Origin of the sequence: Nannocystis sp., assembly GCF_016714285.1 — a bacterium.
Taxonomy (GTDB): Bacteria; Myxococcota_A; Polyangia; order Nannocystales; family Nannocystaceae; genus Nannocystis.
In genome coordinates this window covers 892,682-916,159 of the sequence record NZ_JADJNN010000001.1, presented here as the reverse complement: position 1 = coordinate 916,159, position 23,478 = coordinate 892,682, and the positions used below count along the sequence as shown (strand labels likewise).

General features: G+C 72.2%; 17 protein-coding genes. 8 read left to right on the top strand and 9 right to left on the bottom strand.

Features of this window, described 5'->3' with window-relative positions; genetic code table 11:
* Window positions 1-73: 73 nt before the first annotated feature.
* The 5 genes from hxsC4 to hxsD are packed head-to-tail and all read right to left on the bottom strand — an operon-like array spanning window position 74 to window position 3,720.
* A complete protein-coding gene (gene hxsC4, locus IPJ59_RS03670; protein WP_293269768.1) occupies window positions 74-1,075 on the bottom strand; it encodes a radical SAM protein HxsC4 in 1,002 nt (333 codons plus the stop codon).
* A gap of 13 nt (window positions 1,076-1,088) precedes the next feature.
* Window positions 1,089-1,370, bottom strand: coding sequence for a His-Xaa-Ser repeat protein HxsA4 (gene hxsA4 / locus IPJ59_RS03665; protein WP_293269767.1), 282 nt, complete (start codon window positions 1,368-1,370; stop codon window positions 1,089-1,091).
* A gap of 12 nt (window positions 1,371-1,382) precedes the next feature.
* Window positions 1,383-2,939, bottom strand: a complete 1,557-nt coding sequence (hxsB, locus tag IPJ59_RS03660) for a His-Xaa-Ser system radical SAM maturase HxsB (RefSeq protein WP_293269766.1) — start codon at window positions 2,937-2,939, stop codon at window positions 1,383-1,385.
* A complete protein-coding gene (locus IPJ59_RS03655) occupies window positions 2,939-3,175 on the bottom strand; it encodes an HxsD-like protein (protein ID WP_293252802.1) in 237 nt (78 codons plus the stop codon). The genes hxsB and IPJ59_RS03655 overlap by 1 nt, the downstream gene beginning before the upstream one ends.
* The gene (hxsD, locus tag IPJ59_RS03650) at window positions 3,172-3,720 is read right to left on the bottom strand and encodes a His-Xaa-Ser system protein HxsD (protein WP_293269764.1); all 549 of its coding nucleotides are present in this window, start codon (window positions 3,718-3,720) and stop codon (window positions 3,172-3,174) included. The genes IPJ59_RS03655 and hxsD overlap by 4 nt, the downstream gene beginning before the upstream one ends.
* Before the next feature lie 135 nt (window positions 3,721-3,855).
* Here hxsD and IPJ59_RS03645 point away from each other — a divergent pair, with 135 nt between their 5' ends.
* Entirely contained in the window at window positions 3,856-5,523 is a 1,668-nt protein-coding gene (locus IPJ59_RS03645) for a CotH kinase family protein (protein WP_293269763.1), read from the top strand.
* Window positions 5,524-5,541: 18 nt separating this feature from the next.
* Here the strand turns inward: IPJ59_RS03645 and IPJ59_RS03640 are convergent, their stop codons facing one another.
* Window positions 5,542-7,473 carry a radical SAM protein gene (locus tag IPJ59_RS03640; RefSeq protein ID WP_293269762.1) on the bottom strand — a complete coding sequence of 644 codons (1,932 nt, stop codon included), beginning with the start codon at window positions 7,471-7,473 and terminating at the stop codon, window positions 5,542-5,544.
* A gap of 22 nt (window positions 7,474-7,495) precedes the next feature.
* On the opposite strand from IPJ59_RS03640, the gene IPJ59_RS03635 reads away from it, so the two are divergent.
* Genes IPJ59_RS03635 through IPJ59_RS03620 form a run of 4 tightly spaced genes read left to right on the top strand, consistent with a single transcriptional unit; the run spans window position 7,496 to window position 11,072 of the window.
* Window positions 7,496-8,074 (top strand): hypothetical protein, encoded by a 579-nt coding sequence (locus IPJ59_RS03635; protein ID WP_293252813.1) that lies wholly within the window; start codon window positions 7,496-7,498, stop codon window positions 8,072-8,074.
* Window positions 8,071-8,913, top strand: a complete 843-nt coding sequence (locus tag IPJ59_RS03630) for a hypothetical protein (protein WP_293269761.1) — start codon at window positions 8,071-8,073, stop codon at window positions 8,911-8,913. The genes IPJ59_RS03635 and IPJ59_RS03630 overlap by 4 nt, the downstream gene beginning before the upstream one ends.
* Window positions 8,903-10,141 (top strand): aKG-HExxH-type peptide beta-hydroxylase, encoded by a 1,239-nt coding sequence (locus IPJ59_RS03625; protein ID WP_293269760.1) that lies wholly within the window; start codon window positions 8,903-8,905, stop codon window positions 10,139-10,141. The genes IPJ59_RS03630 and IPJ59_RS03625 overlap by 11 nt, the downstream gene beginning before the upstream one ends.
* A 1-nt stretch (window position 10,142) precedes the next feature.
* Window positions 10,143-11,072, top strand: coding sequence for a radical SAM protein (locus tag IPJ59_RS03620; protein ID WP_293269759.1), 930 nt, complete (start codon window positions 10,143-10,145; stop codon window positions 11,070-11,072).
* Between the two features lie 44 nt (window positions 11,073-11,116).
* On the opposite strand, the gene IPJ59_RS03615 is transcribed toward IPJ59_RS03620, so the two are convergent.
* Window positions 11,117-13,555 (bottom strand): radical SAM protein, encoded by a 2,439-nt coding sequence (locus IPJ59_RS03615; RefSeq protein WP_293269758.1) that lies wholly within the window; start codon window positions 13,553-13,555, stop codon window positions 11,117-11,119.
* 185 nt (window positions 13,556-13,740) lie between these two features.
* Between IPJ59_RS03615 and IPJ59_RS03610 the strand changes: the two genes are divergently transcribed.
* The 3 genes from IPJ59_RS03610 (at window position 13,741) to IPJ59_RS03600 (ending at window position 17,616) form a co-directional block, all read left to right on the top strand.
* Entirely contained in the window at window positions 13,741-15,639 is a 1,899-nt protein-coding gene (locus IPJ59_RS03610; RefSeq protein WP_293269757.1) for a radical SAM protein, read from the top strand.
* 74 nt (window positions 15,640-15,713) lie between these two features.
* On the top strand, window positions 15,714-16,094 hold the full coding sequence (locus IPJ59_RS03605; RefSeq protein WP_293269755.1) for a hypothetical protein: 381 nt from the start codon (window positions 15,714-15,716) through the stop codon (window positions 16,092-16,094).
* A 55-nt stretch (window positions 16,095-16,149) separates the two neighbouring features.
* A complete protein-coding gene (locus tag IPJ59_RS03600; RefSeq protein WP_293269753.1) occupies window positions 16,150-17,616 on the top strand; it encodes a DUF2330 domain-containing protein in 1,467 nt (488 codons plus the stop codon).
* Here the strand turns inward: IPJ59_RS03600 and IPJ59_RS03595 are convergent.
* The gene (locus IPJ59_RS03595) at window positions 17,613-20,777 is read right to left on the bottom strand and encodes a M16 family metallopeptidase (protein WP_293269751.1); all 3,165 of its coding nucleotides are present in this window, start codon (window positions 20,775-20,777) and stop codon (window positions 17,613-17,615) included. The genes IPJ59_RS03600 and IPJ59_RS03595 overlap by 4 nt on opposite strands.
* A gap of 89 nt (window positions 20,778-20,866) precedes the next feature.
* Window positions 20,867-23,230 carry a serine/threonine-protein kinase gene (locus IPJ59_RS03590; RefSeq protein WP_293269750.1) on the bottom strand — a complete coding sequence of 788 codons (2,364 nt, stop codon included), beginning with the start codon at window positions 23,228-23,230 and terminating at the stop codon, window positions 20,867-20,869.
* Window positions 23,231-23,478 lie beyond the last annotated feature (248 nt).

Here is a 23,478-nt window from a genome sequence, read left to right as displayed (position 1 = left end):
CGGGGGCTGGCGCGGGGGACAGGTCCTGAAGGACAGGTGGGGCTGGCGTGAGGGACAGGTCGTGCGGGACAGGTCAGGCGACCGGGGTGAACTCGGCCCAGCCGTGGCGGCGGAGGTAGTTGCCCCACACGCCCTCGCAGACGCGGTCGTGGCGGCAGGTGGCGCACTCGGGGCGTTTGTGGCGAGCGCTGTCGTCGAGGTCGCTGCGCCGGATCTGGACCAGCTCGCCGTGCTCACCGGCGCGGCGGGACTCGAGGTCGGCGACGATGTCGTGGCCGGGGTTCGGCGGCTCGAAGTGGGCGTAGTCCTCGACGTAGCCGCGGTTGTGGTCGGGGAGCTGCGTGGTGGTGCACAGCGGGATGTCGACGAAGAAGGCCTGGGCGGGGCGCTCGGGGCAGGCGCTGAGGAAGGCCTGGGCGGCGGCGGCGATCTCGGTGTAGGTCGGGAAGATCTGGTCGAAGTAGGTGTTGGCGCGGCCGTTGGCCTGCATCACGTTGAACACGACCTGGTCGACGCCGTGGCCGCGGAGGAACGCGTAGATGTCGGCGAGGTGGGGGAGGTTGCGCTTGGTGACGACGGTGCTGGTGTGGAGGACCAGGCCGTGGCGCTTGTAGCGGGCGGCCATGTCGATGCCGGCGAGGGTCTGGGCGAAGCTGCCGGGGGTGCGGGTGAGGCCCTCGTGGAGCTTCTGGGTGTGGCCGTGGATGCTGACGTAGAGGCGGTTGAGGCCGGCGCCGAGGAGGGCGCGGGTGTAGGCCTCGTAGCTGAGGGCGCGGCCGTTGGTCATCATCGAGATCCAGCGGACGCCGGCCTGCTTGGCCATGCGCAGCCAGTGGGGCAGGCGCGGGTTGGTGGTCGGCTCGCCGGAGGTGAAGCACACCTCCTCGTAGTCGCTGTGGCGGCCGAGGATCCAGCGGACCGACTCGTCGGTGGTGGCCGCGTTGGTGACCTTGCGGCCGTCGCGGTCCTCCTCCATGCAGAAGATGCAGTTGTTGTTGCAGACCGTGCCGGTCAGGATGTGGACCCGCGGTCGCTGCTGGGCGATGCGTGCGGCGACGCTGTCCTGGGCGTCCATCACCAGCTGCCCATCACCAGCTGCCGTGGCTGCCGTGCGAGCCGTGGCTGCCGTGGCTGCCGTGCGAGCCGTGGCTGCCGTGGCTGCCGTGCGAGCCGTGGCTGCCGTGCGAGGCGTGGCCGGGGTCGCCGGGGGCGTCGAAGGCGAGGATCGGGCTCTGGGTCCCGGGGGCAGGGCCGGCCTCGGCGTAGAGGAGAGCCTTGTCGGATATCTCCTTCTGGGCGTCCGAGAGCGGGCCGCCGGCCTTCGTGGTGAAGCTCGGGAGGTCGTCGTCCGGGTCCAGCGGCGTCGTCACGATCGCACCCTATCACGGCTCGGCTGGAGATTGCACAGGGGGGGCCGAAGTGGTGGGGCTGGATGTGGGTTCTTGCACGAAGTGCTCGCGCGGGCGGTGGGTGGTCCAGCGCTCGAAGGTGGCGAGCACGTGGGGGTCGCGGGCCGCGAGCTTTTCGAACAGGTAGTCCTGGATGCCCTTGTGCACGGCACAGACGCTGCTTTCGCGCATGCGGCCGAAGATGCTGCCCTGGTTCTTGTAGTTGAAGGTCGAGATCGTGCCGCAGTAGGGCTGGTACGTGCAGTTGACGCAGTCGGGCTGGCCGTCGAGGTTGGAGGCGAGGACCATGGCGCGCACGGTCTCGTGGCCGACGAGGTCGCGGTAGCTGCTGGTGCGGACGTCGCCGAGCAAGAAGCGGGAGTCGCCCATCTCGTGGAGCATGCGGCCCTCGTCGCAGCTGAAGATCTTGCCGTCGTAGTTGTAGGCGAGCTGGCCGATGCCGGCGCCGGCGGGGGAGCGGAGGTCGAGGAAGTTGGGGTCCTCGCCGCGCAGGATCTTGGTCAGGAAGATGCCGGCGTAGCGCTCGAGGATCTGCACGCCCTGGCGGTTCAGCTCGAGCATGTAGTCGACCGCGTTGCGGTAGAACTCGAGGTACGCGGAGCGGGGATATTCCAGGCGCAGGCGGGTGCGGTCGGCGAAGCCGAAGGGGTCGATCGGGCGCAGGAACAGGGCCTTGCAGCCGAGGCTGACGTAGGTGTCGACGATCTGCCGCCACAGCGGGAGGCTGGCGGCGGTGGTCGTGAGCAGGGCCTCGACGTGATAGAGGGTCGGGTCGAGGCCCATGTCGATGTAGCGCTGGTTGATCTTGCGGATCCAGTGCACGGCGCGCTGGTGGGCGTCCATCGTCGGGAGCTTGCGCTGGGCGTTGTGCAGCTGCTCCGGGCCGTCGATGCTGGTGCACAGCTGGACGCGGTGGGCGACCAGGAAGGCGAGCTTCTCGTCGTCCATCAGCGAGAAGTTGCTGACCATCGTGAACTGCAGCTGCTTGCCGAGCTCGCGGGCGCGGCGGCCGGCGTACTCGCAGACGTGGCGCACGACGGCGAAGTTGACGAGCGGCTCGCCGCCCTGGAACTCGATCGTGATGAAGGGGCTGGTGCTGCGCAGGGCCAGCTCGACGGCCTTCTCGGCTGTCTCTTTGGACATGTCGGTGTCGACCCGATCCATGTTGGCGCGCGAGGCGTGGCAGTAGATGCAGGTCTCGTTGCAGCGGAGGGTGACGACCAGGATGTGCAGGTTCGGGCCGGCGTGGAGGAAGCCGCGGCGGGCCTTCACGGCCTCGGCGGCCTTGCGCACGTCGTAGCTGGCGCGCAGGAAGTTGGCCGACGAGAGGCGCGTGAACAGCTCGCTGTCCGGGGCGACGCTGCCGGTGGCGTAGCGGGTGAACTCTGCTTGGGTGAGCAGGAGGAAGTTGCCCTCGAAGTTGGTGACGAGGACGTGCTCGCCGACCTGGCGGTGGCGGAAGAAGGCCTGGGTGCCGGCCTGCGGGCGGATGGCGACGAGGTCCATGGGGGCGTGTGTGGCGGCGGACATCAGGCGCCTCCGCGCTGGACCGTGAGGCCGAGGGCGTAGTTGGCGAGCTCGTGGGCGAGGCGGCGGGTGCGGGCCGGGCCGGGCCGGAGGGCGCGGAGCTTGACGACCCAGGTGTCTGTCTCTTCGGACATGTGGAATTCGCCGTGGGCGGCGAACACCTTGACGGCCTCGTCGATGGCGGGGCCGGCGTAGAGGCTGCGGTCGAAGCGGAGGTCGATGAAGGCGGGCTCGGTCACGGCGTGGGCTCCTCGACGCCGTGGCCTGAGGTGGGGTTGCCAGTGGTGTCGCCAGTGGTGTCGCCAGTGGGCTCCGAGGTGGTCGCGGGGGGCGGCTTCTTGCCGTGCTTCTCCTCCCACGACATGGCGATGCCGAGCGGGTCGTCGAAGCCCTGGTCGCTGAAGTCGAAGCTGGCGAGGTCGTCGAGCGAGGGCGGGCCCATGGCGCCGGCGATCGCCTGGAGCGTGACGGTCTCGAGGAGGACGCGGTTGTCCTGGGTGATCTGATGCCGCCAGGCGCAGCTGATCAGCTCGTTGGCGAATTCGCCGATGAGGGCCCGCAGGGCGCCGACGTCGGCCTGACCTGACTTGGCCGTGAGGGTGACGCGGAGGGCGTCGGCGGCCGGGCGATCGAGGAACACGTAGCAGCGGTCGATGAAGATGTAGGCGGCCCCGTAGACGGCCTGCAGCGGGTAGATCGCGGGGTCGACCCGGAGCTCCACGGCGGCGTCGGTGAGGTCGTGGGCGACGAGGCCCGCGGGGATGTCAGGGTACGAGGACTGCATCGGCCAGCGCGGACTCTATCAGGTTTCGTGCGGGGTCACGCGCGTGCGCGGGGGCCTATGGGGCACGCGGGCGGGGTGCTACCGTGCCTGTCGCGGAGGGCATGACTTATGTTGCTGCGACGGCGTGGGCTGGGCTTGAACCGTGGGCTGTTCGCGGCGCTGATGCTGGGTGGCTGCGGTGATGCGGGCGGGACCGGGAGCGAGGGCACGGGCGCAGGGACAGGGACCGGCGGGACTGGCGAGGCGACGCCGACGAGCTCGAGCGCGGGCAGCGAGACGGGGACCAGCGACGTGAGCGGGACCAGCGCGGGGACCGACCCGGCGAGCACTGGTTCTGGCCCGGATCTGCCGCCGCCGGTGCGCTGTGACCCCGAGGCGGGCGGACCTTACTGGTTGCTCGAGGGCGAGCCGCTGAAGACCGCGGCGATCACCTGCAAGACGGGGATGAAGCTCGCGGGCGAGGACTTTGCGATCGATCCGCTGCCGCAGGGGGCGAAGTACGATCCGGCGACGGCGACGCTGGCGTGGACGCCCGGGCTCGATCAGGCGGCGGTGTACGAGCTCACGATCACGGCCGTGCCGTTCGCCGAGACCGGGACCGTGAAGATCGGGGTGGCCGACGCCTGGGACGACCCCAAGAACGTGCCGGTGCAGGACTGGGCGATCTACACGGAGGAGTACGGGCTGCCGGTGCTGCACCTCGAGGCCGACCCGGGGATCAACCCCGACGCGTACACGCCGGCGACGGCGACCTACCGCGGGCACGTCTACACGAGCGAGGCGAAGTGGCGCGGGGCGGCGTCGCTGGGCTACCCGAAGAAGAGCTTCACGGTGAAGTTCGGCAAGGACGACAAGTTCAACGAGCCCGAGCTGGCAGGCGGCTTCGTCGACAAGCGCAAGCTGGTGCTGATCAGCACCTTCGACGACAACGCGTACGTGCGTCAGCGGCTGTCATACGAGATGTGGAACATCCTCGACCCGGAGCACCTGCAGATCCAGGTGTACTCGGGGGTGGTGTTCCTCAACGGGGCGTACCACGGGCTCTACACCTTCTCGGACCACGTGGACGGCTACCTGATGGAGGACCACGGGCTGTCGCAGGCCGGCAACCTGTACAAGGCGCGCACCCACGACGCGAACTTTCGCGTCGCCAACAAGGCGACGCCGCACCTCGGGCTGACGAAGGAGGAGGGGCTGCCGCTCGACGGGCAGCCGGGGGCCTACGATGACCTCGACGAGCTGGTGACCTGGGTGGCGACGTCGACCGACGCGAAGTTCCACGGGGAGATCGACACGCGCATCGATCGCCGCGACTACGAGGACTGGTTCATCTTCGTCAGCCTGATCATGGCGGACGACTCGGCCGGCAAGAACAGCTACCACTACCACGACCCGCTGATGGGGCCGTGGCGCTACGCGCCGTGGGACTTCAACGATAGCTTCGGGCAGACCTGGCAGACCGCGCGCAAGGGCTTCGACGCGCAGCCGGAGGGCTACGTGTGGGCCAACGAGCTGTTCACGCGGCTGCTGGCGTCGAAGACCTTGGGCCCGCCGCTGCGGGCCCGCTACGGGGCGACGCTGAAGGATGTGTACGCGGTCGACGCGATCCTCGAGCGCTACGACGCGATGGTCGACGAGACGGCGGCGAGCGCCGTGCGCGACGAGGGGCGCTGGGCCGCGGAGTACAAGAGCTACGGCGGCTGGAACTGGCGCACCGACTTCACGAGCTACGACGAGGAGGTGCTGTTCCTGCGCCAGTGGATCATCGACCGCTGGGCCTTCGTGGCGGCGATCTACGGGTGAGCTGCGGGGCGTGAGCGCTCACGCGACGGTGTAGCGGAGCAGCCACTGGTTGCTGGTGGCGGGGCTGATCTCGCTGCGCTCGTGGAGCTGCAAGGTGACGCCGCAGGTGGCGGCGGCGGCGAGGATGCGGGCGTGGGCCTGGCCGGCGTCGTCGCTGCGGTGGTGCTCCCAGCGGGCGCTGGATGCCTCGGCGCGGGCGGTCTGGGCGGGGCTGCGCGCGAGGCCGAAGCCGAGGTTGTCGACGACGGTGAGGCTGCCGCCGGGGCGCAGGCGCGGGAGCAGGAGCGCGAGGTCGGCGGCGGGGTCCGGTAGGTGGTTCCAGCTGCGGAGGATCGTCAGGTGATCGAGGCGGCGATCGGGGGCGGCAGCGGCGGGGCCGGCGTGCAGCTCCGCGGGGAGGCCGTCGAGGCGCGGGGCGAGGGCGGCGAGGGCGGCGGGGTCAGGGTCCTGGCCGAGGTAGCGGAGGGTGCCGGCGGCGAGGGCGGGGCGCAGGGCCTCGAGGTAGGGGGCCTCGCCGCAGCCGAGGTCGAGCAGCTCGCCGCGCAGGGTCGCGAGGTGGGCGCGCACGCGGGCGTCGTCGTGGGTGAACATGTCCTCGAGGACAGGCTCGAACAGACCGGTGCAGCTGCGCTCGTGCGGGCAGCCGGCGCACAGCGGGGCGCGGCGCAGGGGGATCAGGTCGCGGGCGAAGTCGTCGGGGGCGGGCTTGCGGGTGGCGTCGAGGTAGATCTGGCCGCGGGTGTGCTTGATGTCAGCGATCTCGGCGTCGCTGAAGTCGCGGGTGTCGGCGCGGTGGAGGGCGAGCTTGCCGGCGTGGCGGATGAAGAGGTCGCGGCCGCGATCCCAGGGGGTCACGCCGAGCGGGCCGTCGCGCAGGGGACAGGTCGCTTCGGACATGTCCGCGGGGACAGGTGGTAGGACGGCGAGTGTGTAGTTGAAGGCGTTGGCGCGCGGGCCCGGGCGCGGGCGCAGCTCGGCGTCGCCGTGGACCTCGTGGTAGCGGTGGAACAGGCCGGGGCAGGGCCCCCGCAGGCTGCAGCCGGCGCAGGCGGGCGGGTGGCGCTTGTTGAGGTCGTCGACGGGGAAGTAGTCGGGCTCGCCGACCTCGATCATGGTGCGGTAGCGGTGGGTGCGGAGGTCGCCGTACTGGCGCTCGCGGCCGGGCAGGAGGCAAAGCGGCAGGCCGCCGTGCTCGAAGCGCGGGCCCTGCGAGCCCGCGTGGGCCTCGCCGTGGGCGATGGCCTCCTGGATTTTTTCGGCGACGTCGGAGACGCGCGGCATGAGGTGATCGAAGAGGCGGTCGCCGCCGCCCTTGGGCTCCATCATCGAGAACTTGAGGGTGAGGTCGGGGAAGGGCAGCACGGCGTCGACGAGGCCGCGCAGGTGGGCGAGGTTGTGGCGGGTGACGACGCAGTTGACGTGGAGGTCGAGGCCGCGGCCGCTGAGGTTGCGCAGGGCCGCGATCGCGGCGGCGAAGGCCTCCGTGCGGACCATGAGGTTGTGGACGCGGGCGCTGCCGCCGTGCAGCGAGAGGTACACGTAGCGCAGGCGCCGACGCAGCAGGGCGTCGACGCGATCGGGGTAGGCGAGCAGGAGGCCGTTGGTGACGAGGCCGAGGTCCATGTCCAGGCTGGCGACGAGGTCGGCCCAGTGCAGGAGCTCGGGGCGGATCGTCGGCTCGCCGCCCGAGAGCACGATCATGCCAGGTGCGCCGATGCTGGACTGCGCGGGCGAGCCAGGTGCCAGTGATGGTGGTGCTTGCGATTGGCGATAGAGCTCGGCGGCGCGGCGGATCTTGGCCTCGACCTCGGCGCTGCTGCCCTGGATCTCGCGCACGGCCTGGGTGTGGCAGAAGCTGCAGTGCTCGTTGCAGCCGTAACCGACCTTGATTAGCGCCTTGACGGCCCGCCGAGCGCCCGGGTAGCCTGGTGCTCGGCTGGGGGAAGTCATGCATCAGGTTTCGCGCAGGCTCGTGGCTCGACGCAAGGTCCTTGTGGCCGTCGGTGTGGCGACCGGCGCGCTGGTGGTGGGCGTGGTGCCTGGCCTGGGGGTTGGCCCCGGGTCTGCGCGGGCGCTGGCCCAGTACGGTCAGCGTCGGCGCGCACGGGAGCGGCTGGTGGTGCCCGCGGGCGACCGCTTCGAGCTGCTCGGTGAGTCGCTGCGCGGCGGGACCCGGGTGGCCTTCGGCACGATCGAGGCGGTGCTGCCGATCAGCGCCGGCGCGGTGCCCGTGGTGATGCGCACGCCGGGCGGGGAGCGCTTCCAGGTCGATGTCCTGCGCCGCGACGCGAAGGGGCCGGCGGGCGTGGCCGATACGAATGAGCTGAGCCTGTTCATCGCCAACCGGGGCGACGGGGCGACGCCGACCGAGGAGGCCCAGGCGCACGCGGCCCGCGGACTGGCGGCGTGGATCGGTGAGCGCCTGGCCGGGCGCGAGGGCGACGCAGTGGCGGCGCTGGCCGACGCGAGCGAGGCCGGCGACGCGGGGCTGCTGACCTTCCGGGAGCGCCAGAAGGCGCACCCGGGGGGCGTGTTCTCGCTGTGGTCGTGAGCGCTGGCGCTGGGTTCGCTGGGCACGCGGGGCTGCGGCTGCGCGACGGGGCCGGTGAGCTGCCTCATGGGACAGGTGGGCTGGCCCATGGGACAGGTGACATGGCCCATGGGACAGGTGGGCTGGCCGCGGGTGGGCTGGCCCATGGGACAGGTGTGAGGGTGCATGTGTGGTTGCACGCGGCGGCCGCGGCGGGGCACGACTTTCATGCCGGGGCCGGGGACTTCGCGGCGGTGCTCGCGGCGATCGATCGGGCGCGAGGGCGGACGGTCGCGGTGTCGAGCTTGCTGACGCGGTCGAACGCGCGGGTGCTGGTGCTGCTGCCGGCGCTGCTGCGCGGGCGCGGGGTGGCGGCGTGGCGGATCGCGGTGCCGCGGATCGTGGGCGCGCCGGTGCGGGCGCCAGGGGGCGTGCAGGTGGCGGGGGTCGGGGCGCTCGACGGGCTGGTGCCGCGGCTGAGCGTGGCGATCCCGCATGCGCTGCAGGCGTTGGCGCGGGCGCGGCAGCTCGGGCTGGCGGCCGGGATCGTGGGGGCGCCGCTGTGCCTGCTGGGGCCGTTCGCGGGGCTGAGCTTGCCGGGGGCCGGGGTGTTCGCGGCGGTGTGCGAGGGCTGCCCGGCGCGAGCGCGCTGCCCGGGGGTCGACGCCGGGTACCTCGAGCGCTTCGCGGGGGACGAGCTGTCGCCGCGCGGGCTGCGGGCGCCGGTGGGGGTCGCTCCAGCGGCGGAGCTGTTCCATGGGACAGGTGTCCTGGAGCAGGCCGGAGGGGACATGTCGCAAGGGGCAGGTGCGGGGCGACGGCACCTGCCGGTGGTCGTGGAGGGCGGGCGTGGCGGCTGAGGGGCGCACCCGTGGGGGTGGGCTGTCCGAAGGGACAGGTGCGGCGGCTGATCGGCGTGGGCTGTCTGAAGGGGCAGGTGCGATCGCGGAGCGTTGCGATCTGACGATCCCGGGGCCGGGATCGACGACGGCGCGGGCGCTGGTGTCGTCGGGGTTGCGGCGGATGCTGGCGGAGTTGCCGGGGATCGCGGCGGGGCCAGCTCTGCGGGGCGGACACGCGGGCGTGCTGCGGGCGCTGCGTGAGGCGCTGGCGAGCGCGCCGGGGGCGGTGTGGAGCGCGCTGCGGCGGCCGACGGTCGGGACGTTGATCCGCTGTCTGCGTGCGGGGCCGCGGGCTGACTGGCTGGTGGAGCTCGACGCGACGCTGGCGGTCGAGCTGGCGGTCGCGGGGGCGCTGACGCGGGTGGTCGTGGTGCAGGCGCCGCCGCGGGTGGTGTGCGTGGGGCTGCGGCGGAGCTTTTCGCTGACGCCGGGGGTGCTGCGCTGCGTGGCGGGAGAGGTGGTGCATCGCGATGCGGCGCGGCGTGAGACGGTGCTGGTGGCGGGTAGGGCTGTCGCGGGCGTGCCCAGTCACGTCGAGATCGCGGGCGGGCTGCTGCTGACGCTGGTGGACAACAATCCGCTGGCGCAGATCGAGGCGCATCCCGACAAGCAGGGCAACGCGATCGACCTCGGTGGGCAGGCGATCGGTCGCTGGCTGGCGGCGCTGCGGGAGGCGCGGGCGATCGTCGTGGGCGAACTTCCGGCGCTGGCGGACGAGATCGAGGTGGTGCTGCAGCAGGTGGTGCCGGTCGGGTACGACGAGATGCGGCACCTGTCGGCGTCGTATCAGGAGGCGATCGGGACGGTGTACATGTCGCTGCACCCGCAGCCGCTGACGCTGGCCGAGGCGCTGATCCACGAGTTCTCGCACAACAAGCTGCACGCGCTGCTTGAGCAGGGGCCGCTGCTCGAGAACGCGTGGGCGCCGTTGTTCGCGTCGCCGGTGCGGCCTGACCCGCGGCCGCTGCACGGGGTGCTGCTGGCGGTGCACGCGTTTCTGCCGGTGGCGCGGATGTACGAGTCGCTGGTCGTGGGGCGGCCGGAGTTGCAGCGGCGCTTTAGCGAGGTGGTCGCGGGGAATCGCGAGGCGGCGGCGACCCTGCGGGCGCACGCGCGGCCGACGGCGCTGGGGGCCCCGCTGCTCGCCGAGATCGATCGCTGGGATCGCCACTACGAGGGGGTGTGAAGTGGCGGGGCTGCTCGACGTGATCCTCGGCTACGACTGCAACCTGGCCTGCGACTACTGCACGATCACGCCGGCGATGCGCGAGCGATCGCTGGGCGCGGCGCAGGTGGTGGCGGCGCTGCGGCAGGGGCGGGCCGACGGGCTCGATCGGGCGGCGTTCACGGGCGGGGAGCCGACGATCCGCGGCGACCTGCTCGGGCTGGTGCGAGCGGCGCGGACGCTGGGCTACGACGATGTGAAGGTGCAGACCAACGGGCTGGTGCTCGGGCAGGGGGACAACGCGGGGCGGCTCGCGGCGGCCGGGGCGACGCGGCTGCACATCAGCGTGCACACGCATCTCGAGGATCGATACGAGGCGCTGGTGCGCAGCGTGGGGAGCTTCGCGCGGATGCTGGCCGGGCTCGACGCGATGCTGGCGACGGGGCTGCCGCTGGTGGTCGACCTGATCGTGAAGGAGGACACGTATCGCGGGCTGCCGGAGGCGATCGCGTGGCTGCACGATCGCGGGGTGCGGGCGGTCGACCTGTGGTTCGTCTCGCTGACGGACCACAACGCGGAGAACCTGGCTTCGCTGCCGCGGATGACGGCGGTGACGGCGGTGCTGGCGACGGCGTTCGCGTACGCGCGGGCACACGCGATGACGCTGCGATCGTTGCATGTGCCGCGCTGTCTGCTCGGCGAGGATCATGCGCATGCGTTCGACCCGGGCGCGGCGCGGGTGCGGGTGCTGACGCCGGACGCGTGCTTCGATCTGAAGGCCAGTCGACTCGCGGGGCAGCAGCAGGTGCCGGCGTGTCGTGGCTGCGAGTTCGCGGCCATCTGCCCGGGGCTGCGACCGGACTATCTGGCGGTGTATGGCGACGGCGAGGTCGCGGCAGCGCGGGGCCAGGCGCCGACGATCGCGGCGCGGCGCGGGCTGCCGGTGATCTGAGCGCGTCGCCGGGATCTGGCGGGAGCGCCCACGAGTGCGCGGGCCTACGAGTCGCCCTGCTGGCGGGCTGCGAGGCGGCCGCGGAAGCCGGCGGGGACGGACTCGTGGCGGCGGGGGTCGGCGATCGGGCGCACGAGATCCTCGGCGGCGATGAGCCAGGGGGGTTCGGGGACGTCGTCGAGCTCGTAGAAGCCGCCGCAGAAGCAGGCGTGGGGGCACGCGGCGCACTGCGGCTTGCGGGTGCGGCGTTCGGCGAGGTAGCTGGCGAGGTTCACGGTCTCGTTGTTGACGAAGACCATGTGGCGCGAGAGCTTGCCGAGGTCGCCCTGGAGGAACTCGCTGTGGTCGGGCATGAAGCAGAAGGGCAGGTTGATGACCTGGAACTTCATGCGCGCGCGCCAGGCGTCGATGACGGCGATGGCACGTTCGGCGGCGTGGGCGGTGTCGGGGGCGACCTGCCTGGTGGCGCGGCCGAACGGGGTCAGGAACTGGAGGTTCATCCACGGGAGCTGGAGCTCCCACGCGAGCGCCGCGAGCTCGCCGAGCAGCTCGACGTTGGACTTCGTGATGGTGACGTTCATGCCGAGCTCGAGGCCGGCGGGGGCGAGGCGGACGCAGTGGCGGATGCCGGCGATGGTCTGCTCGAAGGCCTCGGCGACGCCGACGTTCTGGGCGTGGGTGCGGGCGTCGGGGCCGTGGACGCTGAACAGCAGGCTGGTGAGGCCGCTGTTGACGAGCCGGGCGGCGAAGGCCTCGTAGGCGCACAGGCGGCCGTTGGTGGTGACGTTGACGCGGGTGTAGCCGAGGCCGCGGGCGTGGCGGATGAGGGCGATGAGCTCGGGGTTGAGGGTCGGCTCGCCGCCGTCGAAGTCGACCTGGTGGACGCCCTGGGCGCGCCAGTGGGCGAGCTGCTCGCGCTGGCGGGTCGGGTGACCGTCGACCTGGGTGCGGGTGCCGACGGCGCAGAAGGTGCAATGGTTGTTGCACACGTAGGTGACGTTCATGACCAGCTTCTGCGGGCCCTGGGAGGCGCGCAGGCGCTGCTCGAAGGTCCACATGAACTTGGCGAGGAGGGCCGGCGCGAGCTCGCCGACGCCGCTGGCGGCGCGCTGGAAGCGGGGGCCCCAGTCGCCGTCGTCGCTGTCTGAAAGGACAGGTAGGGAGACGGCGCGGCGTGGGGTGCCGCTGTCTGAAAGGACAGGTAGGGCGGCGGCGTGGGCGGTGGCGGCGAGGCGGGTGCCGGGGAGCGGGGTGGCGTGCTGGACGGCGGGCCAGGCCTTGAAGCGGTCCCACAGGTCGAGGGCGAAGGCGAGGGTGGCGTTGATCTCCTCGGCGGACTCGCCGGGCATGCCGATGATGTAGTGGATCATCAGGGGGACGCCGGCGGCGTGGGCGTGCTCGGCGGCGCGGACGATCGCGGCGAGATTGAGCCGTTTGCCGACGACCTCGCTGACGACCCGCTGGACGCCGCTCTCGGCGCTGACGCTGACGGTGGTGGTGCGGCCGGCGAGGCTCTCGAGGTGGCGCGGCAAGAGGTAGTCGGCGCGCATGCCGTTGGGGATCTCGACGCGGAGATCGAGGCGGGCGAGCTCGGCGAGCAGGTGATCGAAGTGGGCCTCGTGGACGTTGACGAGCTCGTCGAGGACGTGCAGCGAGGTGGCGCCGAGCGCCTTGTGGTGCTCGAGCAGGGCGCTCAGGTTTTGTGGCGAGCGTCGGCGCTGGCGCTTGGGCTGGCCGTGCGGGGTGTCGGGGTTGGAGCTGCAGTGCAGGCAGGTGAAGGGGCAGCCGCGGGTGGTGACGAGGGGGAGCACGCGGCCGGCGATCGGGAAGGCCCAGGCGCCGCGCTGGAGGCCGCGGACGACGCTGGCGTGGAAGCTGGCGTAGGCGCCCAGGTCGACGCGGTCCCACGCGGGTGGGGGCAGGTCGTCGAGCTCGGGCTGGGCGCCGGCGTGGACGCCGGTCGGGCGCGTGTTGTTGTTGAGGAGCGCCGTGAGCAGGGCGGGGACGGTGCGCTCGGCCTCGAACTGGACCAGGGCGTCGGCCTCGGGGTAGCGGCGCAGCAGCTCGTGGCCGTCGCTGGCGACGTAGTGCTGGCCCGACTGGTAGCAGTCGGCAAGGATGATGCTGGCCCTGGGCCAGCGCTGGCGGATGTCCGAAAGGACAGCTGCGAGCAGGTCGTCGCGCAGGGGCGGGCGGTGAAACGGGGTGATGGCGACGACGGCGGCGGCGAGCGGGCCGTCGCTGATGTGGGTCGCGAGCTGGGCGGGATCGAGGCCGATGCGGGCGCGGCCGTCGGGGCGCCACTGGAGGTCGGCGCCGGGGAGGGCGTAGGCGTCGCGCAGCTCGACCTGCGCGGCGGGGAGGGCCTGCGCGAGCACGGCGGCGAGCTGCACGGCGCCGAGGTCGGCGAGGTAGGGGTAGTCGATGAAGTCCCGCGCGATCGAGACCGGCGGGTGCACGACCAGGATGCGGGGCGCGGGCATCGAGAGGGCAGGCTAACACGCACGCGACGGGCGGTGTGGCGGGCGAGTGGGGCTGCGGCGCCGCGGTGGTGGGCCAGGCTGACGCGCACGGGAGAGGCGGTGTGGAGGCCGAGCCGGGAGCTGCGGCGCTGCGGTCATGGGCCCGCGTGGTCGGGCTGGCGGCGGATCCGGGTATGATGGCGGGCATGGACGCGCCGGCTGCCCCGAAGATCCGCGAGCACGAGGACGCGGCGCACGAGCAGCGCAACTGGGTGCGGCTGACCTTCGATTGCAACGACCGCTGCGTGTTCTGCCTCGACGCGCACACGCACGATGGGACCAACCGCGCGCGCGAGGAGGTCAAGCAGCAGATCCTCGACGGGCGGCGCAAGGGGGCGCAGCGGCTGATCCTGTCGGGCGGGGAGCCGACGATCCACCCGGACTTCGTCGACTTCGTGCGGCTCGGCAAGCTCGCGGGTTATCGCAAGGTCCAGACCGTGACCAACGGGCGGATGTTCGCGTACGGCGAGTTCCTGCGGCGGGCGCTCGACGCGGGGCTCGGCGAGATCACGTTCTCGATCCACGGGCCGAACGCCAAGATCCACGACGCCTTGGTGGGTACGAAGGGGGCCTTCGAGGAGGAGGTGGTGGGGCTGAAGCGGGCGCTCGCGGACGGGCGGCCGATCGTCAACATCGACGTGTGCGTGAACCGGGGCAACGTGCGCCAGCTGCCGGAGCTGCTGGCGACCTTCACGGCGATGGGGGTCCGCGAGTTCGACCTGCTGCACGTGATCCCGTTCGGGCGGGCGTACACGGAGGGCAAGGAGACGCTGTTCTACGACCTCGAGGAGATGCGGCCGTATTTGTTGGCGGCGTTCGCGTACGCGCGCAAGCCCGGGATCCACATCTGGCTCAATCGCTTCCCGCCGCAGCACCTCGAGGGCTTCGAGGATCTGATCCAGGACCCGTACAAGCTCGGGGACGAGGTGCGCGGGCGCAAGGAGGAGTACGCGCACCTGCTCGAGCGCGGGGTGCCGCTCGACTGCCGCTCGCCGCACCGCTGCGGGTACTGCTACCTGCAGCCGCTGTGCGACACGCTCGAGGAGGTGCGCGGGGTGGTCGAGGACGCGAAGTTCGCGGTGCTGCGGATCGACACGGGGTGGGAGGAGCAGCAGGCGCCGGTGTACGGCGGGGACCCGGCGAGCAAGAAGCGGGCGGAGACGCAGATGGCGCTGCGGGCCCGGCACGCGGGCGTGAGCGACGGGACCGAGGCGGAGGCGGCGGCCGCGATGGCGCCTATCCCGGGGGATGTCCCCGGGGACAGGTCGGATGTCCCGGGGGACAGGTCGGCGGGGCGAGTGCGCTTGCCGTTGTTTGCGGGTGCGGTGGGGTTGCCGGAGTTCAAGCCGCCGCGGGTGCGGGCCTTGCCGGCGCTGGCGCAGGAGGCGGGGGCGCGGGCGCTGTGGGTGGTGGCGCCGGATCTGGCGGCGGCCGAGGCCTGCGCGGCGGGGTTTCCCGGGGTGCCGGAGCTCGAGCTGGAGCTTGGTGATACGCGCGGTCTGCTGGCGCTTGGGACAGGGCCGGAGGGACAGGTCGTGATCGCGGGCAAGCGGCTGACGCGGGTGGTGGTGCGCACCGCGGCCGAGGCGGAGGCGCTGCTGGCGGGGCCGGGGGAATTCGTGGTGGCGCTGGCGCTGGCGCGGGCGAACGAGGCGTGGCTGCGCGGGCTGACGGAGGCGCCGCGGCGGCTGGTGCTGTGGCAGCCGACGCACGAGCGGCTGACGAGCTCGGCGGAGGAGGACCTCGATCTGCCGCGCTTCTTCGCCGAGTTCACGCTGCCGGTGCAGGTCGAGGGCGTGCCGGCCTGCGTGCTCGGGCGGGCGCCGAGCGAGCGGCCGGGGCTGCTCGACGGGGCGATGCTGACGGGTGAGGGGCGGATCGAGATCTTCCGCTACGCGAAGCGCTACGTGCTCGGTCGCTTCTTCACCAAGTCGCTGCGCTGCCGCGGCTGCGTGCACGATGCGGGGTGCCGCGGGCTGCATATCAACTACGTGCGCGCGCACGGGTACGCGGCGATGCAGCCGGTGCGCGCCGGGGAGACCTGAGCGCGGGGGCGAGGCAGCCGGTGCGCGCGGGGGAGCCTTGAGCGCGGCGGCGCGGGCGTGTTAGTGCGGTGGGTATGCGGCAGTACGGGGTGATCCTGATCGCGGTGGTGGTGCTGATCGCGGGGTATGTGGCGCGGCGGCAGCTGGCGGTGCCGACGGCCACGACCGAGGCGGTCGCCGCGGCCGAGGCCGCGGCGCTGGCGGCCGCGGAGGGGCTGCAGGCGACGTTGGCGGCGGGTGAGCGCGAGCCCGGGGCGCTCGCGCCGAAGATCGCGGAGCTTCGACGCGCTTGTCAGAGCCTCGAGCCCATGCGGAGCACGACCGCCTGTCCCGCGCTGCGCCAGCAGGCAGAGGCGCTGGAGCGGGCGGCCCGGAACGCGTCGATCGGCGACGCGACGGTGCAGGACATCGCCGCGTCGGTGGCGGGGCTGCGGGCGGAGCTGCAGCCGCGTTGAGGCGTCGCCCCGGGGCTGGTGCGAGGGGCGCCGAAGTTCGGGTATCGTGGCGGGGATGATGGGGCGGGTCCTCGCATGTCGCGTCGCTGCGGCCGCGCCATTGGTCGGGTTGCTGGTCGGGCTGCTGACCTCGGGGTCGGCGGCGGCGTTCCCGGGGATGTACGTGGCGAAGCACGACCGGGCGATGGGCAGCAGGGCGGCGCGGGTGGTGTTGCTGCGCGACGGGCCGCGCACGGTGGTGACCATGCAGGCCGACTATCGCGGGCCGGCGGATGGGTTCGCGCTGGTGATCCCGGTGCCCGGTGAGGTGGCGGCGGAGGACCTGCGCATCGTCGATCGGCGTTTGCTCGATCAGCTCGACGCCAGCACGGCGCCGATGTTGCTCGAGCAATGGGAGCAGGACCCGTGCGCCGCGCCCGAGCCGACGGTGAAGCCGGAAGAGCCGACGCCGGTGCGGCGCGAGGCGCCGGCGACCTTTCAGGACGGCGAGTACAGCTTCATGGCGCCGGGGGCGAGCGAGTCGGCGGTGATCGTCGAGTTCCTGCGCGCGCGCGAGTACCACCTGAGCGCGGCGGCCGAGGCGGCGCTGCGGCCCTACGCGGACGCGGGGATGCGGTTCTTGATCGCCGAGGTGGATCCGGGGCAGGTGCACTTCAACGCGGACGGGGAGGCGACGCTGTCGCCGCTGCGCTTTCACTACGACAGCGAGCGCTTCGTGCTGCCGCTGAAGATCGGGACGGTCAACGCGATCGGGGTGCAGGACCTGGTGGTCCACACGATCGCGGTCGGGCGGCGCTTCGAGGCGGGGAATTATCCGGCGGCGTTGATGCCGACCTCGGTGCTGCTGCGGGGCGAGGCGCGCGAGCGGATCGGTCCCGTGCACGCGGCCCTGCTCGACGCCGTGCTGGCGCGCACGCCGGGGGCGGTGGTCGGCGAGTACGCGGGTCGGCCGCTGGCGGGGTGGGAGGGGGCCGAGCTGGGGGCGCTCGGGGCCGCGGCGGCGCCGGGCCTGGCGACGGTGCGCGGGCTCCGGGAGGCGCTGGTGATCACGCGGCTGCACACGCGGCTCGGGGCCGACGAGATGACGAAGGACCTCGAGTTGGCGGCGGCGCGGCCGATCGTGGGCGGCAGCGAGGCGCACCCGCAGGTCGGGCCGGCGCCGGTGCTGGATCCGGCGATGGACGGCGCGAACGACTTCATGACGCGCCTGCTCGTGCGCCATCCCTTCGCGGGGGCGATCGCCTGCGAGGCGCCGCGGCACGGGCTGTGGTCGGAGGTCTCGCCCGCGGGCGTGCGCTCGGAGCCGCGGCGGGTGCGGTCGCTGGCGGACGTCGACCGATCGCTCGTGCTGGCGGAGCTGTTGGCGCAGGACCTGCCCGAGCTCGGGGTGACGGCGAAGCGGCGCTGCGGCTGTGAGGTCGACGGGACCGCGGGGGCCGGGCTTCTCGGGCTCGGGCTGCTCGGGCTGCGACGGCGGCGGCGTCGGCAGCAACGCGCCTGTCCCGAGGGACAGGCGCGTTAGTGACTGTCCCGAGGGACAGGTCCAGTGTGTCTGTCCCGAGGGACAGGTCCAGTGTGGCTGTCCCTCGGGACAGGCAGCGCATCACTTGGCCGGGGCGGGCGGCGGCGGCGGCGGGGCCTTGGCAGCCGGGGCGGGCTCGGCTGCGGGGGCTGCGGGGGCTGTGGGTGCAGCGGGGGGTTCGGCCTTGGGGGCCGGGCCTTGGGGAAGGCGCCGTAGCTGAACAGCTTGTCGGGGCTCAGCTCGATGACGGTGCCGATCTTCTTGAGGGCGTCGAGGTTGACGCGGGTGCGGTCGCCGATGATCGCCACGACGACGGGCTTGTCGGCGAAGCTGCCGGCGAAGGCGCGCAGCTCGTCGTCCTTGAGCGCCTTGATCTGCTCCCAGTACCAGGGGCGGGGGTCGCTGGGCTCACCGGCGTCGTCCCAGCTCGAGATCCAGAACACGCTCCAGCGCGGGTCGATGCGCGAGGACCGGTACTCCTGGTCGAGGGTGGTGCGGGCGATGGCGATGCGGCCGGTGTCGAGGGGCTTGGTGCGGACCAGCTCGAGGAAGGTGGTGAGGGCGTCGGGGGTCTTGTCGACCTGGGTGCCCATGCCGCCGGTCATGGCCCAGGGGTCGTCGGGGTACTGGCCCTTGTTGACGGCGCCGTAGGAGAAGTAGACCAGGCCCCGGGCCTCGCGCATCTCCTGGAACAGGAGGGCGTTCATGCCGCCGTTGAGGTAGGTGTTGAGCAGCTCGGCGGCGGGCTTCTTGGCGCGCTCGCCGGGGCCGTGCGGGAGGGCGACCGAGACGTAGGACTTGGCGACCTCGCGGTGGACGAAGTAGATCGTCGGGGTCTTGGGCTTGCGGTAGTTGAGCGGGGCGCGGCGCGTGAGCTTCTTGTGGTCCTTGCCGAGGGCCACGACCTTGGCGACGTCGGCCCCGGCGCGCGGGCCGTAGTACATGCTGCGGTGCTGGTGGTCGAGGGCGCCGGTGATCAGCTTGGCCAGCGGCGCGACCTTGGCACCCGTGATCTGCTTGTTGGTCGGCTCGTGCAGGGCGTCGGCCTCGCGGTCGAACTGGGCGTAGTCGCCGAGCACGCCCCACAGGTTGTCGGGGTCCTCCATGCCGTCCTTGCGGGTGCTGAGGCGGTTCTCGCCGAGCTTGCGCAGGGTCTCGGGGTCGAGCTTCGGCTGGCGAAACCAGGCGTCGAGCAGGGCGAGGGTCTTCTCCATGTTGGCGTCGATGCCGCTGACGCGGACCCCGCTGGTGTCGGCGCCGCAGCTGAAGGAGATCGAGCTGCCGAGGGCGAACAGCTGCTTCTTGAAGGCCTCGGCGGACTGGTCGCCGGCGCCGGACTGCTCGAGCAGGTCGAGGGCGTGGCACAGCATGCGCTCGCGCTTGTGGCCGCGGTCGAACCGGTACGACAGCTGGAACAGGTCGTTGCGGGTGTTCTTGACGGCGATGAGCTCGCCGGCGGGGAGCGGGTGGCGGGTGTAGTGGGTGCCCTCGACCAGCCACTCGGGATTGAGCTCGGGGGCCTTCATGGCCTCGATGGCGGCGCCGAACTTGCTCTTGCGGGCCGGGTCGACCTCGATCGGGGTGATCGTGGGCTTGTCGATCTTGGCGACGACGGGCTTGCCGGCGCGGCGGTAGACGGCGCTGAAGCCGGGGCCGAGGTACTCGTTGGCGACGCGCATGACGTCCTCGCGGGTCACCTTGCGCAGTCGCTCGTCGCGCTCGAGCATCTTGGCCCAGGGCTGGCGGTAGATGAAGGACTCCATCAGCTTGCCGACGCGGCCGTCGTTGCTCTCCTGCTGGAACTTGCGGCCGATGTCGTTGGCGAGGACGATCGCGTCGATGTCGGCCTGGTTGAAGCCGCCGGCCTTGAGCTTGGCGACCACGCCGAGGAGCAGCTGCTCGACGTCCTCCAGCGGCTGGCCCTCGCGGGCGGTGGCGCGGACGATGAAGATGCCGGACTCGAGGATGCTGTAGCCGTAGGCGGCGGCGTCGGGGACCTTCTGGGTCAGCTCGAGCTCGGCGTTGAGGAGGCCGGAGGTGCCGTTGTCGAGCAGCCAGTGCATGACGGTGAGCACGGGCTCATCGGGGTGGGTGTAGGGGACGGTCGACCAGCCGAGCGAGACGGCCTGCTCGCCCTCGCCGATGACCTCGGAGGCGACGCGGGCGGTGATCTTGGTCGGCGTCGCGGGGGTCGGCGGCTCGAGCTTGCGCGGGGCCCAGGTGCCGAGGGTGCGCTCCAGCACCGGCAGGGCGGCGGCGGCGTCGATGTCCCCGGCGAGCAGCACGGCCATGTTGTTGGGGGCGTACCAGCGCTGGTGGTAGTCGATCATGTCCTGATAGGCGGGGCTCTTCAGGTGTTCGATCGAGCCGATCGTCGTCTGCGTGCCGTAGGGGTGGGTCGGGAACAGCTGCTTCATCATCGCCTCGGAGGCCCGGCCGTCGGGGCTGTCGAGGGAGAGGTTCTTCTCCTCGTAGACCGACTCGAGCTCGGTGAAGAAGAGGCGGTAGCTGGGGTCCTTGAAGCGCTCGGCCTCGAGGGTGGCCCAGGCCTCGAGGCGGTTGGTCGGCAGGTCGCCGATGTAGACGGTCATGTCGTCGCTGGTGAAGGCGTTGATGCCCTCGACGCCGAGCGTGGTGTAGAGGCGGTCCATCTCGTTGGGGACGGCGAGCTTGGAGATGGCCTGGTTGCTGGCGTCGAGCTCGGCGAAGATCGCCTGGCGCTTGGCGGGGTCGTCGGTGGCGCGCAGGGCCTTGTAGAGCTCGCGGACCTTGTCGAGGTGGGGCTTCTCGGCGGTGTAGTCGAGGGTGCCGAGCTCGTCGGTGCCCTTGAACAGCATGTGCTCGAGGTAGTGGGCGAGGCCGGTGGAGTTTGGCGGGTCGTTGCGGCTGCCGGTGCGCACGGCGACCCACGCGGCGATGCGGGGCTTCTGGCGGTCGGTGCTGATGTAGACCGTGAGGCCGTTCTTGAGGCGGTGGATCGTGACGCCCATGCCGTCGCCCGGGAGCGGGGCGGCGAGGGTCGGCGGGAGATCGGAGGCGGCCAGGATGTCGTCGGTCGGGCTGGTGGTGGGCACCGGCGGCGGCTTGGTCGGTGCGGGCTTGCAGGCCGCGCTGGCGAGCGTGAGGGCGATGAGCGGGAGGACTAACGAGCGCTTGGTCATATGGAGGGGGCCGCACGGTACGCCGGGGCCGCACGCCTGAATAGGGGCTGAAATCGGGGGCGCCGCGACGCCCCGGCGCCGGAGCGGGGCTACTTGCCGCCGAGCTTGGCCTTGAGCTTGTCGAGGCGGTCGGTGGCCTCGCGGACGCCGAGCTCCTTGGCCTTCTCGTAGGCGCGGCGGGCGTCGGTGTAGCGCAGCAGCTTGTAGAAGGCGTCGCCGAGGCGGAGGTGGTAACCGCCGTTCTTGGGGGCGGCGGCGGTGGCCTTCTCGGCGTAGTCGGCGGCGCGCTGGTAGGCGCCCTTGTCGAACTCGAGGTCGCTGAGACCGATGAGGGCGGCGGCGTTGCGGTTGTCGCTGCCGAGGGCCTGGTGGAACAGGGCCTCGGCCTCCTTGCGGTTGCCGGCGGCGAGCGCCTTGTTGGCGTCCTTGACGAGCTTGCTCGACTCCTTGGTGTCGCGCTTGACGGCGGGGGTGCCGGGCTTGACGCCCGGCTGCGGCGGGGTGGCGACGGGGTCGATCGGGCCTGGGCCAGTACCGGGGCCAGTACCGGGGTCCTGGCCGGGCGGGACGATCGTGAGGGTCGACTGGGCGGTGCGGCCGTCGTCGTCCTTCTTGACCCGGCGCTTGCGCGGCTTGCCGCTGGTGGATGCGATCAGGCGCTCGAGGTTGGCGGAGCCGCTGGCGCTCTCGTCGTCGGCCTCGTCGGCGAGGGCGAGCAGCTTCTCCTCGCGCTTGACGACGTCGGGCTCGGCGAGGGCGATGAGCGGGGCGGCGGCGCGGATCTCCTCCTCGCTGAAGGAGCCCTGGGCGGCCTTGTCGAGGAACTCGGCGATCATGCCCGGGGTGGCGCCGGTGCGCGAGCGGGCGTGCTCGTTGTTCGGGTCGAAGCTGATCGCCTGCAGGTAGTAGTCGCGGGCGAAGGCCTTGCCGCCGTCCTTGTCCCAGTAGTCGTCGCCGAGGGTGACGAGGAGGGTGGCGAACTCGGTGCGCAGCTCCCTCGCGCGTTGCTCGGCGACGAGGTCGAGTTCGCCGTCCATCGCCTCGAGCTGGAGGACGCGGCGCAGGGAGGTGTCGCCCAGGTCCTCCTTGGGCGGCCAGACCCAGTGGGCGCGCAGACCGGCGGCGCGGGCCGCCTCGGCGAGGGCGTCGACCTCGGGGCTGCTGCTGGTCGCGGGGCTGCGGTTGGCGAGCACGATGACGGCGGCGAGGCCGGCGGCGAGCAGCGAGCTGCCGACGGCGATCGCGGGCCACAGCCAGCGGCGACGCGGGCGGGCGGGGTCGCCGAGCTTGGGCATCTTGCGCAGGAGCTCGTCGCGGCGCTCGACGTCGACGGGCGGCAGGGCGAGGTCGTCCCATGGGGTCGAGATGCCGGCGGCGATCTGGGCCTCGCACAGCGCGGCCTCGAGGTCGTGCATGTCGCGGAAGCGCTTCTCGGGGGTCTTCTCGAGGCAGCGGAGGATCACGGCCTCGAGCGCGGGGTGGACGGTGCCCGGGGGGCACAGCTCGGAGGGCGGGACCGGGGTCGACTCGAGCTGGGCCTGGAGAATTTGATCGACGGTCTGGGCGACGAAGGGAGGCTTGCCGACCAGCAGCTCGTAGGCGGTGCAGCCGAGCGAGTACATGTCGAGGCGACCGTCGAAGGGGACGCCGAGGACCTGCTCGGGGGCCATGTAGTGCGGGGTGCCGGCGGCGCCGGTGTCGGCCTCGGCGTTGATGGTGGCGATGCCGAAGTCGACGACCTTGACGCGGTCGCTGCGTCCGCTGGCGCCGGCGCCGACGGCCCCGTGGGCGGCGAGCAAGATGATGTTGTCGGGCTTGACGTCGCGGTGGATGATGCCGACCTCGTGCGCGGCGGCCAGGCCCTTGCAGACCTGCCGCAAGATCCCGATCATGCGGCCCTGATCCATCGGGCACTTGTCGAGCTCGGTGTCGAGGCCATGGCCGTTGAGCAGCTCCATGGCGAACATGAGGCGGCCGTCGGGGAGCTCGCCGAAGTCGAAGATCTCGACGATGTTGGGCGAGCCGATCCGGCTGGCGGCGCGGGCCTCCTCGCGGAACTGGGCCGCCTGCTGCGGATCTTCGCTGGCCTCGCTGCGCAGGATCTTGAGCGCGACGCGGCGCTCGATGTCCTCGTGCTCGGCCTCGTAGACGACGCCCATGCCGCCCTCGCCGAGCCAGCGGACCAGGCGGTAGCGGGTGCCAGGGACGCGGCGGCCGGGCAGGAGGCGGACCTGCTTGCCCTCGGCCGCCATCGCGCCAGCGGGGCCGCGGGTGCGCTCGCGCTGGCCGCCGGGGCTGCGGGTCGCCAGGGCGCCGCGGGTCTGGGCCAGCGGACGGCCGGTGGTGCTGGCGAGCGGGCGGCGGCTGGCCTTCGAGTCCTCCTCGGGGCGGGTCTTGCGGTCCGAGGGGCTGACGCTGGCGTCGTCGACCTCGATGTCCGTGTCGAAGGACATGGTCTGGCCCCGCGCACCAGCGTCTGCTGCCCGCGCACCAGCGCCTGCCGCCCGCGCACCAGCGCCTGCCGGTGGGGCGCCGCCGGACGGGGCAGGGATCAGATTCTGCTTCTGGGACGGGGGCATCGAGGGGGGCGAGCCGACCCCAGTGTCCGTCGCGGCGACGGGGGAGGGCAAGGGGCAAGGCAGGGCGAATGGTCCGCGATGGACGCGGTGACGCGGCGGGCAGGGGCACGGGCGCGCGCCCG

Excerpts from the sequence above, each read along its gene's own strand:
- hxsC4 (WP_293269768.1), bottom strand. The coding sequence starts at position 1,075 with ATGGACGCCCAGGACAGCGTCGCCGCACGCATCGCCCAGCAGCGACCG.
- hxsB (WP_293269766.1), bottom strand. The coding sequence starts at position 2,939 with ATGTCCGCCGCCACACACGCCCCCATGGACCTCGTCGCCATCCGCCCG.
- hxsD (WP_293269764.1), bottom strand. The coding sequence starts at position 3,720 with ATGCAGTCCTCGTACCCTGACATCCCCGCGGGCCTCGTCGCCCACGAC.
- IPJ59_RS03640 (WP_293269762.1), bottom strand. The coding sequence starts at position 7,473 with ATGACTTCCCCCAGCCGAGCACCAGGCTACCCGGGCGCTCGGCGGGCC.
- IPJ59_RS03615 (WP_293269758.1), bottom strand. The coding sequence starts at position 13,555 with ATGCCCGCGCCCCGCATCCTGGTCGTGCACCCGCCGGTCTCGATCGCG.
- IPJ59_RS03610 (WP_293269757.1), top strand. The coding sequence starts at position 13,741 with ATGGACGCGCCGGCTGCCCCGAAGATCCGCGAGCACGAGGACGCGGCG.
- IPJ59_RS03605 (WP_293269755.1), top strand. The coding sequence starts at position 15,714 with ATGCGGCAGTACGGGGTGATCCTGATCGCGGTGGTGGTGCTGATCGCG.
- IPJ59_RS03600 (WP_293269753.1), top strand. The coding sequence starts at position 16,150 with ATGATGGGGCGGGTCCTCGCATGTCGCGTCGCTGCGGCCGCGCCATTG.
- IPJ59_RS03595 (WP_293269751.1), bottom strand. The coding sequence starts at position 20,777 with ATGACCAAGCGCTCGTTAGTCCTCCCGCTCATCGCCCTCACGCTCGCC.
- IPJ59_RS03590 (WP_293269750.1), bottom strand. The coding sequence starts at position 23,230 with ATGTCCTTCGACACGGACATCGAGGTCGACGACGCCAGCGTCAGCCCC.